Here is a 17136-nt window from a genome sequence, read left to right on the forward strand (position 1 = left end):
TTGACCGGCCAAGGCCTTGGCCAGCCGACCGCGATCTTGGTGCGGCTTCCCCGGACCACCAGGGGTATTGTTCAAGACTGGCTAGCTATCATGGCAGCGGAGGCAAACCGCTGTCGAACGGCCGTGCGCGGAGATACCCTATTTGGCGTTTTTGGCCCCGCCGATCTCCTTGTCCCATTTCTCGAACATGGCAACCAGCGGTTTGGCGTCGAGCGGCGGTTCGATCGGGTTGTCGGCGATCATCGCGGCATATTCGGGCCGGCCGAAACGCTTGATCGTGTCCTGGCTGTCCTGCGGCGCCATCTCTATCGGCACGTCCCTGATCGACGGGCCGGGGTACATGTAGCCGTGATCGTACATGAACGCCTGCTGCTCGGGCTCAAGGATGAAGGCGATCAGTTGCAGGAGAACGCCGAGCTTTTCGTCGGAAACGCCCTTTGGGATAGCCACATAGTTGGCGTCGCTGACCCAGTGGAAGCCCTTCAGGGTCGCAATCTTGTAGTCTTCGGGAACGATGCCGAGATAGCGCGGATTGATGTCCCATCCGGTGGTCGTGGCGATGATGTCGCGCGTGCCGTCACCCAGTTCCTTCATGGTGACGGTCGTGCCGGAGGGATAATAGTCGATGCAGTCGTTCAGTTCCTTGAGATAGGCCCAGGTCTTCTCCCAGCCGTCGATAGGATCCAGCGGATCCTTGTCGCCGAGCAGGTAGGGAAGGCCCATGACGAAGGTTCGGCCGGGGCCGGAATTCGCCGGGCGCGCATACATGAACTTTCCCGGATGCGCCTTGCACCAGGCAAGCAACTCTTCAGCGGTCCCAGGAAGGTCCTTGACCCGATCCGGCGCATATTCCAGGAGCGGGCCTGACGGATACCAGCTATCGACGAAGGCTTGGCCCTTCGCCATCTGCTGCATGGCATAGGCGCCCGGTAGGTAGCGCTCGTCGAGCTTGGGGAACATATCGGCGTAGTCGGGCAGGATCTGGGTCCACAATCCCTGGTCGATGCCCGCGGCAAGGGCGTCGTTACCGGTGAGCACGAAATCGATGTCCAACCGGCCTGCCGACTGCTGGGCCTTGAGCTTGGCGGCAAGTTCGGGCGCGGGCGCCTGCGTGTAAACGAACTTCGAAATCAGTTCCGGATGGGTCTCGGCGAACTTTTCAAGCGCCCGCTGGCTGAGTTGCAGGTCGCCGGCAACGTCGACCACATTGATGACCAGCGGTTCCTTCGGCTTCGGGAACTCCTTGGCAAGCACGAAAACCGGCCTTGCCGCCGCGGCAACGCCAGCACCCAGGATCGTTAGAAGGGCATTGCGTCGGGTTGTCATTGGTGTCTCCTCCCTTTCTAGGTTGCGTGGACGGTTATTCGCCCACGGTGTCCGGCACTTCGCGAAGCAGAGCAGCCGATTGCGGATCGAGAAACAGGTGGCAGTCGGCATGCCTGCGCAAGATACCGGCCGGCACCATCGGCGAGATCGGCGCTTCGACCGTATCGCGCACCGCCTCGGCCTTGCGGCGGTCCGGCACCGCCAGCACGATCAGACCGCTTTTCATGATCTGGTTGACGGTCATGGAGATCGCCCTGTGCGGAACGTCTTCCAGCGTCGGAAACCAGCCTTCGCCGAACTGCTGGCGGCGGCAGCGGTCGTCCAGCGTTACCAGGTGGAACGGTGCGGTCGTCTCGAAGTCCGCGGGCGGATCGTTGAAGGCGAGGTGGCCGTTCTCGCCAATGCCCGCGAATGTCACATCGATGGGGTGACGCTCAATCAACGCATTGATGCGCGCCACCTCGGCACCTGGATCCGGCACGTCCCCGTCGATGAAATGAAAGGCCCCGAGCGACGGCAGCAACGCGGTGAAGCGCTCCTTGAGATAGCGCCGAAAACTGGCCGGATGCGTATCCGGCATGGCGACATATTCATCGAGGTGAAAGCCGGTGACGCGCGACCAGTCGATGTCATCCCGCTCCACCAGCGCGGCAAGTACCTCGAACTGGCTGGCTCCGGTGGCGACGACGATATTGGCCGCGCCGCGCGCCTCGATCGCGGCGCGGATCGACTGCGCCCCCAGTTCAGCGGCAGCGGCGCCCAGCAGCTTTTTGTCCGGTTTCACGTAAATTCGCATGATCACTCCGTGGTTGTAAGTCGATCGAGCCCCGCCGTGGCTCGCTGCGAGCACGGGGCCTGGGTTGTCGCCCTGATGACGAATTCGGTGACGAGATTGATGCGCTTGTGAGCGAGCGGCTTGCCTTGCAGCATAGCGACGAGAAGCTCGACCGCCTGCCTGCCGGCCTCCGCGCAATGGGTTGCGATGGACGTCAGGGGCGGGAAAAGGGTCGGCGCCAGTATGCCGTCGCAGCCGATCACGCTGTAGTCGCCCGGCACCGACAGGCCGCGCGCGGCAAGCCCGGCCATGATGCCTTGCGCCATGACATCGTCGAATGCGAGTACGGCGGTCGCGCCCGTCAGGACGAGTTCATCGACGCAGGCCTGGCCGGCCTCGAAGCTTGGCCGCGAGGTCGGAACCCGTACGATCTCAACCCCAAGCTCGGCGGCCCTCCTGGTCACGGTGCCGTAGCGCTGGCTGTTCGACCAGGAGAATGCCGGCCCGGCAACATAGGCGATCGATCTATGGCCCAGCGAAACCAGATGCTCCAGCGCCTGCCCATAGCTCGGCCCGCTATCGACCAGAAGCCGTACCATGCCGGGAATGTCGCGGTTGACGAGGACGCAAGGCCGCCTCCGCGCATGTTCAAGGATCTGTTTCGTGTGCAGGCGCGAAGAGGCGATGATGAAACCTTCTACCTGCGCTGACAGCTTGGTCAGGAGAATGTCTTCCACTTCCGGCGTCTCGTCAGAATCGCCGATAAACGTCGCATAGCCACATTCGCGGGCCGTCGCCTGCCCCCCACGCATCATCGCCGCGAAGAACGGGTTGGTGATATCGGGCACGATCAGCGCGATGTTGCCCATCCGCCCGGTGCTTAGTGCGCGCGCGGCATGATTGGGGACATAGCCGAGCCGCGCGGCGACCGAGTGAACCCGCGCGACCGTCTCGCGACTGAGAAGTTCCGGCCGGCTGAAAGCACGCGAAACGGTAGCCGAAGAGACGTTGGCAGCGTCCGCCACCTCGCTCAGCGTCGGTGTTGAAGATGAATTGTTCCGCTTTCGGTCAGGCATGCGCGCCCCTATGCAAGCGCTTGCATGAAAGCGCTTGCACGAAGTCGTGTCAAGGATTGATTGGCCTAGAACAGGTCGGATAGTCGGGCTGTCCCCCGAGGCACTCCTCCACAGGCGGAAACCGACCTAATGCCGACCGACGTCAGGGATAGGGCAGGATCGGCGCAGGCGGACCGAAGCCGCGCCGATCACGGTAGGCATTGCCGCGCTGTCAACCCTTCGACTGGAGCGCGTGGATCACGCCGCGCAGTTCCGCCAGACCGCGCAGGCGACCTATCGCCGGATAGCCGGGATTCACCGTTTTTGTGAGATCATCCAGCATGCGGTGGCCGTGGTCGGAGCGGAAGACGATGGTGTCGTGCGGTTCCCGTTTGCCGTCTTCGGCCAACAATTCGCGCAGTACCGCAACCATGTCCACGTCGCCGTCCAGATGCGCCGCTTCATGGAAGGTGCGGCCATCGCCTTCGCGCTTGGTCGCCCGCAAATGTGCGAAGGGGATGCGCGACGCGAAGTGCTTCGCCATCGCCGGAAGATCGTTGTCGGCGCGCACGCCAAGGCTTCCGGTGCAAAAGCACATGCCGACGGCCGGCGACGGAACTGCCTCGAAGAGCGCGTTGTAGTCGGCGGCGGTCGAGGCCACCCGCGGCAGACCAAAGAGCGAGCGGGGCGGATCGTCCGGATGCAGCGCAAGCCGGACGCCGCTGCTCTCTGCGGCGGGCGCGATCGCCGCCAGGAATTCGGTGAGATGGTGGCGCAGCCGGGCGGCATCGATGCCAGCATAACGCTCCAGCCGGTCGCGAAACTGCGGGACCGTCAACGGCTCCGTGGTCGAGCCCGGCAGCGCACTGGCGATGTTGGCGACGAGGGTCGCGGCCTCCTCTTCGCTCATCGCCTCGAAAACAGCTTTCGCCCGCTCGCGGTCCTCGTTCGAATAATCGGCTTCGGCTCCCCTGCGCTGCAGGATGTGGAGGTCGAAGGCTGCAAACCGGTCCTGGTCGAAACGCATCGCGGTCGCGCCGCTTGGCAGTTCGTAATCGAGATTGGTGCGGGTCCAGTCCACCAGGGGCATGAAATTGAAACAGATGATATGGATGCCGTTGGCCGCAACCGCTTCCATGCTGGCGATCCAGGCCTCGATCTCGGCTTTCGCCTCGCCGCCGTGACGCTTGACAGCGTCGGGGACCGGTATGCTTTCAACGACCGACCAGACAAGCGGCGAGCGGTCGGACGGCGTATCCTCGATCATCGCCTTGCGCGTCGCCACCTCCGCCTTCGTCCAGGCACGCCCGATCGGGACTTCGTGCAACGCCGATACGATATCGGTGGCGCCGGCCTGACGCACCGCATCGAGCGGAACCCCCGCATCCGGCCCAAACCATCTCCATGCCTCGCGCATTCGTCATTTCTCCAACTATTTCAGGGCTGGTCGGCTCAAATAAACCAGTCGGGGTAGGCGTCGCGCAGTTGCTCGACATCGGGAATGACAGCGCCCAAATGGATTCGCATGGCTTCACAGGCAGCCTTCACGTCATGCACCGCTATGGCGTTGCGGATGACCGTATGCTCGCCGATCACATGGTCCATGCGGCCAAGCGCGGGCAGCGTCATGCGCCGCGCCCGGTCGATCTGCACCTTGACCGGCTTCAGATAGTTCCAGATGCCGGAATAGCTGGCTATTCGGGCAATCGCCTCGTGAAAGGCCTCGTCGGCCTCGTGAAAGCCGTTCATGTCCTGTCGTTCGGCAAGGAACCGCTGCCGCGCCAATATGTCGTCGAGCTTTCCCACATCGTCGCCGTTTGCGCATTGCGCGGCCTTTTCGACCGTGGCGCCTTCCAGCGCCTTACGGATGACGACGGCTTCAGGAATGAGCGAGATCGGTATCGGCGCGACGAAGGTTCCCGACTGGGGATAGATATTGACCAGCCCGTCCTCGACCAGGCGAATCAACGCCTCGCGAACCGGCGTGCGGCTGACACCGAAACGCTCAGTCAGGACCTTTTCATTCAAGGCGTTGCCGGGCTTAAGCTGCATGGATACGATCGCTTCGTGCAGTTCGCGGTAGACTGCGGACGCAGCGGTCGTACGCACGATGCCCGGCCGACGCATCTTCGTTCGAACGGGGACGGCGTCGCGGTCGGAGCCCGCAATGCCCGCATGCGCCTTTGCTGATGTCATTTCTCGATCCCCGATCTTCAATCAGTTGACATATTAATATATTATTCCTTACTGTTCGCCAATATCGGAACGCCGCTTCATCCCAAATTATGATCGCGCGCATTCAATCGCCCCTCCCTTCCGAACGCCGCTTTCGCGGCTCGACCGCAAGGATTTTGCAATGCCGCTCCATCCCGACAGGCTTTTTTCGCCTGACCCTACCGTCCGTTCCATCGCCAGGCGCCTCTATGAAGGCGTGCGTGCCTTGCCGATCATCTCCCCGCATGGCCATACCCAGCCGGATTGGTATGCGTATGACCTGCCATTCCCGGATCCGGCCACGCTGTTCGTCAAGCCCGACCACTACATTTTGCGCATGTTCTATTCCCAGGGAATGCGCATGGAAGATTTCGGCGTCCCACGACTGGATGGGGGCCCGATCGAAACCGATCCCCGCAAGATCTGGCGCCGCTTCGCCGAGAACTACGCCCTTTTCCGCGGCACGCCGACACGGCTGTGGTTCGAGCATTCGCTGGCAACGGTCTTCGGAATCGAAGAGCGGCTCGGCGCGAAGAATGCCGACCTTCTTTATGACCGCATCGCCGAACAGCTCGAGCGGCCGGAGATGCGCCCGCGCGCGCTCTACAAGCGTTTCAACATCGAAGCCATCTCAACGACGGACGCCGCCACCGATGCGCTTGCCGCGCATGATGCGATCAAGGCTTCCGGATGGGACGCCCGGGTTGTGCCAGCCTACCGGCCAGACGCCGTCGTCGACCCTTCGCGCAAGGGTTTCCATGCCGAGGTGGAGCGGTTCCTGGCGTTGGCCGGAACGCCGGCCAGCTATCCCGGCTATCTTGAGGCGCACCGAATCCGCCGTGCATATTTCAAGCAGCGCGGCGCGACGTCCACCGACCACGGCCATCCGAATGCCCGCACCGCCGACCTGTCGAAGGCGGAAGCAACGGCTCTGTTCGACCGGGTGCTGAAGGCCGATGTCTCGCCCGAGGATGCGGACCTGTTCCGCGCACAAATGCTGACCGAAATGGCGCGCATGAGCGTCGAGGACGGCCTGGTCATGCAAATCCATCCCGGCTCTTTCCGCAACCACAACCCGCAGATTTTCGCCGAGTTCGGCTTCGACAAGGGCGCAGACATTCCCACCGGCACCGATTATGTCCACGACCTCAAGCCGCTCCTCGACGCGTTCGGCAACGACACGCGCCTGACATTGATCCTGTTCACACTGGACGAGACGGCCTATGGGCGCGAGCTTGCGCCGCTTGCCGGGCATTATCCGGCGCTGCGCCTCGGCCCGCCCTGGTGGTTTTTCGACAGCCCCGAAGGCATGTACCGGTTTCGCAAGCTTACCACGGAGACAGCCGGCTTCTATAACACGGTGGGCTTCAACGACGACACCCGTGCCTTCTGTTCGATCCCCGCGCGGCACGACATGGCGCGCCGCGTCGACTGCAATTTTCTCGCGGAATTGGTGGCTGACCACCGGCTCGACGAGGACGAGGCGCAGGAAGTGGCGCACGATCTCGCCTACCGCCTGGCCAAGAAAGCCTATAGGCTCTGACCATGGCGCAGCGGCTTTCCAATCGGACCTGGGTGACCTGCCGGCCGGGATCGGGCGCGCGGACCGCAAAGATCGGCTTGGCTGCCCAACTGGCCGCCGTCTTCCTGCGGCTGAAGCAGGTCCTCGGCACCGATCTCCCGGCCGAGCCCATTTCGCAAGCCTGGGAACCGTATTGACCGATCTTTTGAACGACGGCGCCGCAGCCACCGTGGCATGATTGGCGCAGCGGTTCATGCACGGAGCAGAAAGCGGTTGTTTTTGATGACTGGTAGATTAATATATCAAAATTGAAATCCTGCCGGACAAGACAGGACCAGCGGAGGAGATGAAGATGATCAAGATCACTCGGCGACAGGCGGTCGGCGGATTAGCCGGCATGGCGGCGCTTCCGGTTGCGCGCGCGTTTGCCCAGACCGCCAAGCTGCCGACCGCGCCCGTCACCATCAATATCGTCGATGTCGCCGGCAATCTGGCGCTAACCCAGAAGGCGATCGAGAATTACAAGACGGCCAAGCCGGAACTGATCTCGAACATCGTCTTCACCAAGGCGCCCGCCCCCGAGCTTCCCGGCAAGATCAAGGCGCAGCAGGCGGCGAACCGCGTCGATATCGACCTCGTGCTTACCGGAACGGATGCGCTGTCGGCAGGGCTCGAGATGGACCTGTGGGTCAAGCTGCTTCCTGATGATTCGGGCGCCTTGCCGAAGCTGGCCGATATCTATCAGGAGCCGGCAGCGCGCATGCAGACGCTGGCCAAGGACCACGGCGTCGTCGTCACCTACTACCCGTCCGGGCCGCTGCTCGAATACATGCCCGACAAGGTCAAGACAGTGCCGACCACGGCGGAGGAGCTTCTGGCCTGGGCCAAGGAGAACCCGAACCGGTTCCTCTATGCGCGCCCGGCCAATTCCGGCCCCGGCCGTACCTTCCTGATGGGCCTCCCCTATCTGCTCGGCGACAGCGATCCAAAGGATCCGGTCAAGGGCTGGGACAAGACCTGGGCCTATCTCAAGGAACTGCACAAATACATCGAATATTATCCGACCGGCACCGGGGCGCTGATGAAGGAACTCGGCGAAGGCACGCGCGACATGACGGTGTCGACGACGGGCTGGGACATCAACCCGCGCGTTCTCGGCGTCGTGCCGAAGGAAGCCAAGGTTGGGGCGCTGAAAGGCTTCCATTGGGTCGCCGACGCCCATTACATGTGCGTGCCGAAAGGGGTCAGCGACGAAAAACTCGCCGTGCTCAAGGATCTGATGGCATTCCTGCTGACGCCTAAACAGCAGGCCTATACCTATGACGAGGGCTATTTCTATCCGGGCCCGGCGGCCAAGGATGTCACCCTCGACATGGCGCCGCAGGAAAGCCAGAATGCGATCGCCGAATTCGGCCGCACCGAATATGCCGACCTGATCGCCAACAACCCGATCGAACTGCCGCTGGAGCCCGCTTCGATGGTAACGGCATTCCGAATCTGGGACGAACAGGTCGCCGCCGCCGCGAAATGACAAACTTTTGAGTTTCAGCGCATAATAGGAACCGGGCATGCCGCCCGGTTCGCCTACAACAATGGGGCTACGAACGGATGCTGCTCGCCTCGTCGAAATTCGACGAACTCCGCCTCGATCATATGAGTCGAAAATTCGGCAGTATGAGCGCGCTGAGTGACGTTTCGCTGACCGTGCGCAAGGGGGAATTCATCGCCCTGCTCGGACCTTCGGGCTGCGGCAAGTCGACCGCACTGAACTGCATCGCCGGACTGCTTTCCACCACGGGCGGCAGCATCTATCTCGACGACAAGCGCATCGACCAGCTTAAGCCGGAAGACCGCGGCTTCGGCATGGTCTTCCAGAACTATGCGCTGTTCCCGCATATGACCGTCAAAGCCAATATCGGCTTCGGCCTGAAAATGCGCGGCACGCCCAAGGCCGAGATCACGCAGCGCGTCGACGAGGCGCTGGGGCTGGTGCGGCTGGAAACGCAGGGCCACAAGCTGCCGGGTCAACTGTCAGGCGGTCAGCAGCAGCGGGTCGCCATCGCCCGCGCCATCGTCATCGAGCCGCCGCTGGTGCTGATGGACGAGCCGCTCTCCAACCTCGACGCGAAGTTGCGCATCGAGATGCGTGCGGAAATCCGGCGCATCCACAACCAGCTCGGGGCCACCACCCTTTATGTGACGCATGACCAGGATGAGGCCTTGTCGCTTGCCGACCGCATAGTCGTGCTGCGCGATGGCCGAATCCGGCAGGTCGGCGCTCCGCGGGACCTCTATGAGAGCCCGGACCATCTCGACGTCGCCGAATTCATGGGCTACCGCAACCGGCTAACCGGCAAGGTCACCCGGCGCGACGGCGACATTGCCACGGTCGAGGTCGGCGGCGTCAGCCTTTCGGGCAGAGTGCGCGACGATCTCGCGGTTGGCGCGCACGCCGTGATCGCCGCCAGGCCGGATGATGTCACCGTGAGCGACAAGGGCATTGGGACGCTCGATGCGAAGGTCGAAACCATCGAGTATCGCGGCCGGGAATTCGTCGGCACGGCACGCACCGAGGGCGGCCTCGAGCTGATTTTCCATGCCAGCCAGGCCGCGTCGGTCGGGAACACGGTTTCGCTCTCGATCGATTCTGCCCATGCCCTGATCTACGCGGCCTGAGGATGGCGATGTCGACGCTCGATCATACGCCCTCTCCTTCTCTGCGCCAGCGGCTGGCCTTGCACGGGATCGACGGCGTCACCCTTCTGGTGCTTCCGGCCGCCTTGTTTACGCTGGCGATCTTCGTCTATCCCTTTGTCTACGGCCTGCTCCTGTCCTTCCAGCCGAAGGAAGGGGGGCTCCTCGCCAACTACCAGCGTTTCTTCACCGACCCGTTCCTCTACAACACCATTGCCACCACGCTGTGGCTGGCGGTGCCGGTCACCGTTATCAGCCTGGCGCTGGCGCTGCCCATCGCCTTTCGCGTTCGCCTGATGACGCACCAGCGCATGCTGACCACCATCCTCGTGCTGCCGGTAACGCTCGGCACGGTGCTGGTGGCGGAAGGCCTGCTCAACTATCTGGGACCGCAGGGCTGGTTCAGCCGCACGCTGATGTTGTTCGGCGTCATCGGCAGTCCCGTGAAACTCACCAACAATTACTGGGGTGTTTTCGCGTCGCTGATCATCACCGGTTTCCCGTTCACGTTCCTTTTGACGCTTTCCTACGTGACAGGCATCGATCCGGCACTGGAACAGGCGGCGGCGACCCACGGCGCGCGCTCCTGGCAGCGGTTCCGCTATGTGTTCCTGCCGCTGCTGATCCCCGGCCTGGCCATCGCCTTCCTGCTTTCGTTCGTACAGGCCTTCGCCGTCTTTCCGTCGGCGGTTCTGCTCGGTGCGCCGGCCGGGCCGACCCGCGTCATCTCGATTGCAGCCTACCAGGCCGCCTTCGAGCAATATGACTACTCGATGGCCTCGGCAATCGCGATGATCATGGCCGGTGTGCAGTTGGTCATCGTCGTCGCCATCCTGATGCTGCGCAACCTGTTCTATCGTGGCAGCACCGCAGGCGGAAAGGGCTGACATGATCCGCGACACAACCATCGCCGCCAAGCTCTGGATCACCGCCATCTGGGTGGTGGTGGGTTTCTTCGTACTCAACCTCGCGGCGATGATTGCCACGGTCATCCTGTCGTCCTTCGGCACGCGCTGGCTGGGCACATGGATTCCTGCCGGCTTCACCACCCGCTGGTATTTCGCCGCCTGGGCGGAATTCCAGCTGCACGATATCCTGATCGTAACCTTCCAGATCGCCTTCACCGTGGTCGCGCTTTCAGGCCTGCTCGGCGTGACGGCGGCCTATGCGCTGGCGCGGCGCGATTTTCCCGGCAAGAAGCTGATCATGCTTCTGTTCCTGCTGCCGCTTCTGGTGCCGCCGATCACCTTCGGCATCCCGCTGGCCACCGTGCTCTATCAGTCGGGGGTCGGCGGCACATTCTGGGGCGTGGTGCTGGCCAATCTCGTGCCGACGGTTCCTTTCGTCATCCTGGTGATGATCCCCTTCATCGAGCAGATCGATCCCAAGATCGAGGCGGCCGCGCGCGTCTTCGGCGCCAACACGTTCCAGCTCTTTCTCCATGTTCTGCTGCCGATGCTGATGCCGGGCATCTTGGCGGCTCTGCTGCTGGTGCTGGTGCGTACCATCGGCATGTTCGAACTGACCTTCCTGACGGCCGGGCCGACCAGCCAGACGCTCGTCGTGGCGCTGTACTATTCTGTCTTCGCCTCGGGCGTGCGCGCGGTGCAGTCGATCGACGCGATGGCCGTGGTGTATATGATAACGACGCTGGTCTGGCTGCTGATCGCACTGCGCTTCGTCAATCCGACGCAGATTGTAGCGCGGGCAAAGCAGCAGCCCGCCTCCGCCTGAAACAGGCTTTCTTTCCGCCGCATGATGGCGGCGGAAAGCCACTCTCCAGGAATCCTGGAGCGTTCGAGGTTCGAAGGAAGCGCTCTTATACGGGTTGGTTGCTGGCCGGATCCGCACGGATGAGGGCTGCGATCAGGCGCTGTGTCTGGAGCGCCTCCTCACCCGTCACGACTGGATCGCGGTCTTGCGAAATCGCATCGGCGAAATCGTCAATCAGCGCACGGTGCGCGTCATGGGGGAAGTCCATGATGGCTGCGCCGCTGCCTGTCTTCCCCTCCGCCTCGACGCGCTCTTCGCGCCCGTCGAGCCAGTCGACGCTCAGCGCCCCGCCGGTCAGCGTGGCCGTGCCGAGCGAGCCGACAAGCTCCATGGTTTCAGGCGAGCCCGGATAGGCCGCCGTCGTGGCGAGCAGCGAGGCCGGTGAGCCGTTGCCGAGCCGCATCAGGGCGGTGACGTAATCCTCAGCCTCCATCCGGTGCAGGCCAGTCGTCCGCACCTGCGAAGCCAGCACCTCTACCTCTCCCAGCAGAGAGCGGAAAAGGTCGATGGCGTGGATGGCCTGCGACAACAGCACGCCGCCCCCGTCCCGCGCGAAGCTGCCGCGGCCGCCGGTGTCGTAGTAGGCCTGCGGCCGCCACCACGGAACCCGAAGACTGGCCGCCTCCACCGTGCCGATGGCGCCGGAAGCCAGCAGTTGGCGCAGCCGCAGGCTGGCCGGCCGGAAACGGTGCTGCAGGACGACGCCGAGGCGCAGGCCGGCCCCGCGGGCCAGCGTGACCAGCTTCTCGGCGCGGGCCAGTGTTGTTTCGAGCGGCTTTTCGACGAGCACGTGCTTGCCGGCGGCAAGGGCCAGTTCGGCCACCGCCAGATGTGCGTTGGCCGGCGTCAGCACCAGCACCGCCTGAACTTCGGGATCGGCAATCGCGGCCGCAATATCGGTCGTCACGGGAAAGGAAAACTGGTCGGCAAAGGCTTCTGCCGTCGCCTGGCTGCGGCTGGCCGCCCATTTCACCTCGATCCTGCCGGCAAGATCGACGAGGCTCTTCGCATGCGGCAACGCCGCCGGACCCAAGCCGATCATGGCGACACGTAGCCTGCTCATCGCGCGTTCCTTTCCTGACCCGTCACGACGACCGCCGCCGCCTGCGCCTCGAGCGCCAGCCGGCAGACCGTGAAGACATGCTCCTGCGTCATCGCCGTTTCGGTACGCTCGCACATGTCGGCAAGCAGGCGCTCGAAATAGGATATCTTTTCGCCCGACGCATCGAAATGGCGCGTGCCCTGGCCATCGACGAGGAATACGTGGTCCGTGCCAGGTTTGCCGGCTATGTCGACATATTTCCTAAGTTCGATCGTGCCCTTGGTGCCGAGCAGGATGAGCCGTCCATCCCCCCAGGTCGGCAGCCCGTCGGCGGTGAACCAGTCGACGCGGATATAGCCGCTCGCTTTGTCTCCCCGCAGGAGGATGTCGCCGAAATCCTGGAATGCTGGAATGTCAGGAGCGCCAAAATGGCCGACCGCACTTGAAACGACATTCGCGTCGGCGCAGCCAGTATAGAACAGGAACTGATCAATTTGGTGCGAGGCGATATCGACCAGGATGCCGCCGTAATTCACGGGATCGAAAAACCACGCCGGGCGTAGCGCACGGTTGAGCCGGTGCGGCCCCAGGCCCGTCACATGGATGACTTCGCCGATGGCGCCCTCCATCGCCAGCTGCGTCGCCAGCGTCGAGGCTCGGGTCAGGAGGCGCTCCGAAAAGCAGATCGAAAAGATGCGTCCCGTCTCACGCACGGTCTGCCGCACGGCGGCAAGCTGCTCGAACGTGGTCAGGCCGGGCTTGTCCGCAAGCACGTCCTTGCCATGCCACATGGCCTCGACGGCAATGGCGGCCCGGTCGGAGGGGACAGCCGCGGTAACGACGAGGTCGATGGCGGGATGCTCGATCAGGCGCCGTCGTTCGACCGGCGCGATCCGTGGAAAACGCTCGGCGATGCCGGCGGCAACCTTGGGATCGGTCGTCGCGGGATCGTAGCCGGCGCACTCGGCGCCGGCATCCAGAAGCCCACCGATCAGGTCATAGACGTGACGATGATCGATGCCGATCACGGCAAATCGCATTGGTCCGCTATTTCATCTTGTTGGCACCGACCTCGCGGTCCCATTTCTCGAAGGCGGCGACCAGTGCTTCCGGCTTTAACGGCGCTTCGACCGGGAACTTCCTGATCAGCTCTTCATATTGTGGGCGGCCGAACTCTGCGATGGCGTCCTGGCTTTCCTGCGGCGCGGCGCTGAGTGGTACCCCCTTGACCGCTGGACCGGGATAGAAATAGCCCTTGTCGTAGGTATAGGCCTGCTGCGCGGGTTCGAGCATGAAGGCCATGAGCTTGACCAGAACCGCGACCTTTTCCTCCGCGACGCCCTTGGGAATGCACATGAACTGCGTATCGGGCACCCAATGCGTGCCTTCGAGCGCAAACGTCTCGATCTCCTTCGGCACGATGCCCAACACACGCGGGTTGATGTCCCAGCCGAAGGTGGAAACGATCATGTCGCGGGTGCCCTCGGCCAGCTCCTTCATCGTCACCGTGGTGCCGGAGGGATAGTAATCGATGCCTTCATCCAGCGCCTTCAGATAGGCCCAGGTCTTCTCCCAGCCATTGATGGGATCGGAAGGATTCTTGTCGCCGAGGATGTAGGGCATGGCCATCAGGAAGGTCCAGCCCGGTCCCGAATTGACCGGCCGCGCATAGCAGAATTTGCCGGGATTGGCCTTCACCCACGCCAGCAGTTCGTCGGTGTTCCTGGGGATGGTCTTGACCCTGTCCGGCGCATATTCGAAGAGTGGGCCCGACGGCGAATAGACGACGGCGACGCCTTCGTTCTGGCCGAAGTTCTTCTGCATCATCAAGGCGCTGTCGAGATAGACGTCCTCAGCCTTGGGCAGCACAGTGGGGTATTTCGTCCACACGTCGATCCACAGGCCCTGGGTGATGCCGTCCGACATGGCACCCGGCCCCGTCAGCACCAGGTCGATGTCGACCCGGTTGGCCGCCTGCTGCGCGGCGAGCTTGGCCGGCAGTTCGGGGGACGGCGCGCGCGAGAACGTGATCTTGGAGACGAGCCCCGGATTTTCCTTGCCGAATTTCTCGATTGCCGCCTGGGTAAGCTGCAGATTGCCCGCGACATCAATGATGTTGAGCGCCACCGGCGAAGTGGGCAGGGCAAGCTCGTCGGCGAATGACCTGCCAAAGGGCAGCGCTGCAAACCCGGCCAATCCGCCGAGCGCCTGGCGGCGTGAAATCGTGAACATCGTCGTCGTCCTCCTCATTTATCTCCTTGAAAGAGCGGCATCTCCACACTTTCATCCCGGCTCTCCCAGACGAATGATATATTAGTCTATTAGTATCGAATGCAACGCAAATGACGCCCCGCTGCGCTGAAGGTCCCGTCGCGGACAGGCCGCGTCAGGCCGCGCCTGGCATGCTGCACTATCCTAGCGCCAGCCCCTCGACGCGGCCGGCCTTTGGCGAAGCATCAGGATTTCTTTGCGCCGACCAATTCGTCCCACTTTCGGAAGGCGGCGATCATCTTTTCCGGCGGCAGCGGCAGTTCGATCGGGTTGTCGGCGATGAGGCTGGCATACTCGTCCCTGCCGAAACGTTTGACGATGTCCTGGCTGTGCTGCGGCGCCATGGAGACAGGCACGTTCTTCACCGCCGGGCCGGGGTAGAGATAGCCCTCATCGTAGGAATAAGCCTGCGCTTCGGGCGTAAGCAAAAATGCCATCAGATCAAGCACCACGGCGAGCTTGTCGTCGGAAATGCCTTTCGGAACGCACATGAAAAAGGCGTCCGAAACCCAATGGAAGCCCTTGAGCGTGCCGATCCTTGCCGATTCCGGCACGATGCCGAGGGCACGTGGATTGATATCCCATCCCGTGGTCGAAATGATGATGTCGCGGCTGCCTTCCCCGAATTCCTTCATGGTGACGCCGGTGCCCGCGGGATAATAGTCGATATACTGGCCGATCTCTGCCAGATAACCCCACGTCTTCTCCCAGCCGTCGACGGGATCCTGCGGATCCTTGTCGCCGAGCAGGTAGGGGAGACCCATCATGAATGTGCGGCCAGGGCCGGAATTGGTGGGCCGCGCATACATGAAGCGGCCCGGATTGGCCTTGGCCCAGGCTAGCAGCTCCTCGACCGAGCCGGGAACCTCCTTCACCCGCTCAGGGGCGTATTCGATCAGCGGGCCGGAAGGATAGTAGTTGACGACAACGCCATATCCTGCGCCCTGCTTCTTGTGCAGGGCCAGTGCGGCCGGTTCGTAATTGTCCTCGATTTTGGGAAACTTGTCGTTGAAATCAGGCAGAATCTTGATCCATGTGCCGTTGGCTAGGCCTGCCGCCAGACCGTCGGAGCCGGTCAGCACCATGTCGATATCGACGCGGTTGGCTTCTTGCTGCGCGCGCAGCTTTCCGGCAAGCTCGGTCACCGGCGCCTTGGTGAAGACGATCCGTTCGGTGCGCTCGGGATATTTCTTGGCGTAGTTTTCGAAGGCCGGCTGCGAAAGCGCCAGCGCGCCGCCCACGTCCATCACCGAAATGACGACCGGCGATGCCGGCAATTTGGGTGACTGCGCCCAGGCCCGCGTCGTGCCGGCGAGGAATGTACCGCCAATGCCGCCAAGGATGGTGCGGCGATTCACCTTGAGTTCACGAGCAGTCATGGTTGTCTTCCTTCCCATTTTGTCGTTTGCCGGTCGTATTCGCGTTCTTCTTCTCCGACGCGCGCATGGGTGATGGTCATGTCGGGCGCCCACTCGATCTCGCTGGCGGGCACGCGAAGGCCATGCGCGTCCAGCACCGGCTGCAGCAGCGCCATCACATTTGCCGAGGCCATATCGACAGCCTGTGCGAAACCGGCGATGCCCCAGCGCACCAGGTTGCGCACGGCGTCGTCCAGTCGCAGCGCCGACCCGGCGAGCCCGATGCCGCCAGGAACGCGGACCGAGCCATCGGCGCGGCTCTCGACCCGCATTCCGGCAAATTCGTAAGACCCGTGCGGCGCACCGGCCGCCGAAACGGCATCGGTAACCAGGACCGACCGGTCCAGCCCTTTTGCCCGGACCAGCGATTTCAACGCGCCTGGCGGAACGTGAATCCCGTCGGCGATGAATGTCGCGGCGAGACGGTCTTCGGCCAGTTGGGCAAACAGGGTATTGTCCAGTTTCGGCAAGGTTTGCGGCAGCCCGTTGCCGAGATGGGTGGAAAGGACAGCGCCAGCCGCCGCGGCCTGCGCCACGAGCTCAAAACCGCAAGCCGAGTGGCCGATCGAAACAAGAATGTTGTGCCGGTTCATGGCCCGTATGAAAGCAATGCCACCTTCCACTTCGGGTGCCAGCGTCGTCAAAAGGATCGGGCGCTTGAGCAGCGACTGCAGGCGCTCAATGAGCGCAGGATCCGCAGCGGTCATCGCCGAGGCGGGATGGCATCCGGAATAACCCGGGGCGGGATTGAGGAACGGACCTTCCAGATGATAGCCGGGGCACATGAGGGGACCGAGGCGGCTTTCGGAGACAGCCTTGTCGAGAGCGCTGAACCGCGCCGACAATTCGTCCGGCCTTGCCGTGATGATCGTCGGCAGGCACGCTGTCACGCCGCACGCCAGGAGGGCCTCCAGCGCTTCGTCGAGTTCCGCCGCCGTCAGGGTCCCCGAGTTGAAATCGACGCCGGCGAAGCCATTGACCTGCATGTCGACCAGACCGGGAGTAATCATGTTGCGGCCGATCGCCAAGATTCCTTACGCGGAGAG

The 17136-nt window shown here is 63.0% G+C and carries 16 protein-coding genes; 6 read left to right on the forward strand and 10 right to left on the reverse strand.

Annotation, left to right across the window (positions count from 1 at the left end; translation table 11 throughout):
• Positions 1-138 precede the first annotated feature (138 nt).
• The 5 genes from LB545_RS21140 to LB545_RS21160 all read right to left on the reverse strand — a co-directional run bounded on the left by LB545_RS21140 (position 139) and on the right by LB545_RS21160 (position 5352).
• Positions 139-1326 carry an extracellular solute-binding protein gene (locus LB545_RS21140; RefSeq protein ID WP_224705778.1) on the reverse strand — a complete coding sequence of 396 codons (1188 nt, stop codon included), beginning with the start codon at positions 1324-1326 and terminating at the stop codon, positions 139-141.
• A gap of 34 nt (positions 1327-1360) precedes the next feature.
• Entirely contained in the window at positions 1361-2122 is a 762-nt protein-coding gene (locus tag LB545_RS21145) for a glucosamine-6-phosphate deaminase (protein ID WP_140561302.1), read from the reverse strand.
• A 2-nt stretch (positions 2123-2124) separates the two neighbouring features.
• The gene (locus LB545_RS21150; protein WP_140558017.1) at positions 2125-3177 is read right to left on the reverse strand and encodes a LacI family DNA-binding transcriptional regulator; all 1053 of its coding nucleotides are present in this window, start codon (positions 3175-3177) and stop codon (positions 2125-2127) included.
• 211 nt (positions 3178-3388) lie between these two features.
• The gene (gene uxuA / locus LB545_RS21155; protein ID WP_224705780.1) at positions 3389-4573 is read right to left on the reverse strand and encodes a mannonate dehydratase; all 1185 of its coding nucleotides are present in this window, start codon (positions 4571-4573) and stop codon (positions 3389-3391) included.
• A gap of 35 nt (positions 4574-4608) precedes the next feature.
• A complete protein-coding gene (locus tag LB545_RS21160) occupies positions 4609-5352 on the reverse strand; it encodes a GntR family transcriptional regulator (RefSeq protein WP_411971088.1) in 744 nt (247 codons plus the stop codon).
• A 160-nt stretch (positions 5353-5512) separates the two neighbouring features.
• On the opposite strand from LB545_RS21160, the gene uxaC reads away from it, so the two are divergent.
• The 6 genes from uxaC to LB545_RS21190 all read left to right on the forward strand — a co-directional run bounded on the left by uxaC (position 5513) and on the right by LB545_RS21190 (position 11320).
• Positions 5513-6913: a glucuronate isomerase gene (gene uxaC, locus LB545_RS21165; protein WP_224705782.1), complete on the forward strand. Its 1401-nt coding sequence runs from the start codon at positions 5513-5515 to the stop codon at positions 6911-6913.
• 2 nt (positions 6914-6915) lie between these two features.
• The gene (locus tag LB545_RS21170; protein WP_181167349.1) at positions 6916-7089 is read left to right on the forward strand and encodes a hypothetical protein; all 174 of its coding nucleotides are present in this window, start codon (positions 6916-6918) and stop codon (positions 7087-7089) included.
• Positions 7090-7247: 158 nt separating this feature from the next.
• Entirely contained in the window at positions 7248-8423 is a 1176-nt protein-coding gene (locus LB545_RS21175) for an extracellular solute-binding protein (protein ID WP_140673615.1), read from the forward strand.
• Between the two features lie 77 nt (positions 8424-8500).
• Positions 8501-9568, forward strand: a complete 1068-nt coding sequence (locus LB545_RS21180) for an ABC transporter ATP-binding protein (protein ID WP_140673408.1) — start codon at positions 8501-8503, stop codon at positions 9566-9568.
• 8 nt (positions 9569-9576) lie between these two features.
• The gene (locus tag LB545_RS21185; RefSeq protein WP_140513475.1) at positions 9577-10473 is read left to right on the forward strand and encodes an ABC transporter permease; all 897 of its coding nucleotides are present in this window, start codon (positions 9577-9579) and stop codon (positions 10471-10473) included.
• Between the two features lies 1 nt (position 10474).
• Positions 10475-11320: an ABC transporter permease gene (locus LB545_RS21190; RefSeq protein WP_140513473.1), complete on the forward strand. Its 846-nt coding sequence runs from the start codon at positions 10475-10477 to the stop codon at positions 11318-11320.
• A gap of 85 nt (positions 11321-11405) precedes the next feature.
• On the opposite strand, the gene LB545_RS21195 is transcribed toward LB545_RS21190, so the two are convergent.
• The 5 genes from LB545_RS21195 to LB545_RS21215 all read right to left on the reverse strand — a co-directional run bounded on the left by LB545_RS21195 (position 11406) and on the right by LB545_RS21215 (position 17100).
• Positions 11406-12422: a Gfo/Idh/MocA family protein gene (locus tag LB545_RS21195; protein ID WP_140513471.1), complete on the reverse strand. Its 1017-nt coding sequence runs from the start codon at positions 12420-12422 to the stop codon at positions 11406-11408.
• Positions 12419-13441, reverse strand: coding sequence for a Gfo/Idh/MocA family protein (locus tag LB545_RS21200; RefSeq protein WP_140513469.1), 1023 nt, complete (start codon positions 13439-13441; stop codon positions 12419-12421). Before LB545_RS21200 ends, LB545_RS21195 begins: the two co-directional genes overlap by 4 nt.
• Before the next feature lie 7 nt (positions 13442-13448).
• Positions 13449-14633: an ABC transporter substrate-binding protein gene (locus LB545_RS21205; protein ID WP_140513467.1), complete on the reverse strand. Its 1185-nt coding sequence runs from the start codon at positions 14631-14633 to the stop codon at positions 13449-13451.
• A 224-nt stretch (positions 14634-14857) separates the two neighbouring features.
• Positions 14858-16051 carry an ABC transporter substrate-binding protein gene (locus tag LB545_RS21210; protein WP_140513465.1) on the reverse strand — a complete coding sequence of 398 codons (1194 nt, stop codon included), beginning with the start codon at positions 16049-16051 and terminating at the stop codon, positions 14858-14860.
• Positions 16048-17100: an N-acetylglucosamine-6-phosphate deacetylase gene (locus tag LB545_RS21215; RefSeq protein WP_140513463.1), complete on the reverse strand. Its 1053-nt coding sequence runs from the start codon at positions 17098-17100 to the stop codon at positions 16048-16050. Before LB545_RS21215 ends, LB545_RS21210 begins: the two co-directional genes overlap by 4 nt.
• Positions 17101-17136: the final 36 nt, after the last annotated feature.

The organism is Mesorhizobium sp. BR1-1-6 (assembly GCF_020165355.1).
Taxonomy (GTDB): domain Bacteria; phylum Pseudomonadota; class Alphaproteobacteria; order Rhizobiales; family Rhizobiaceae; genus Mesorhizobium.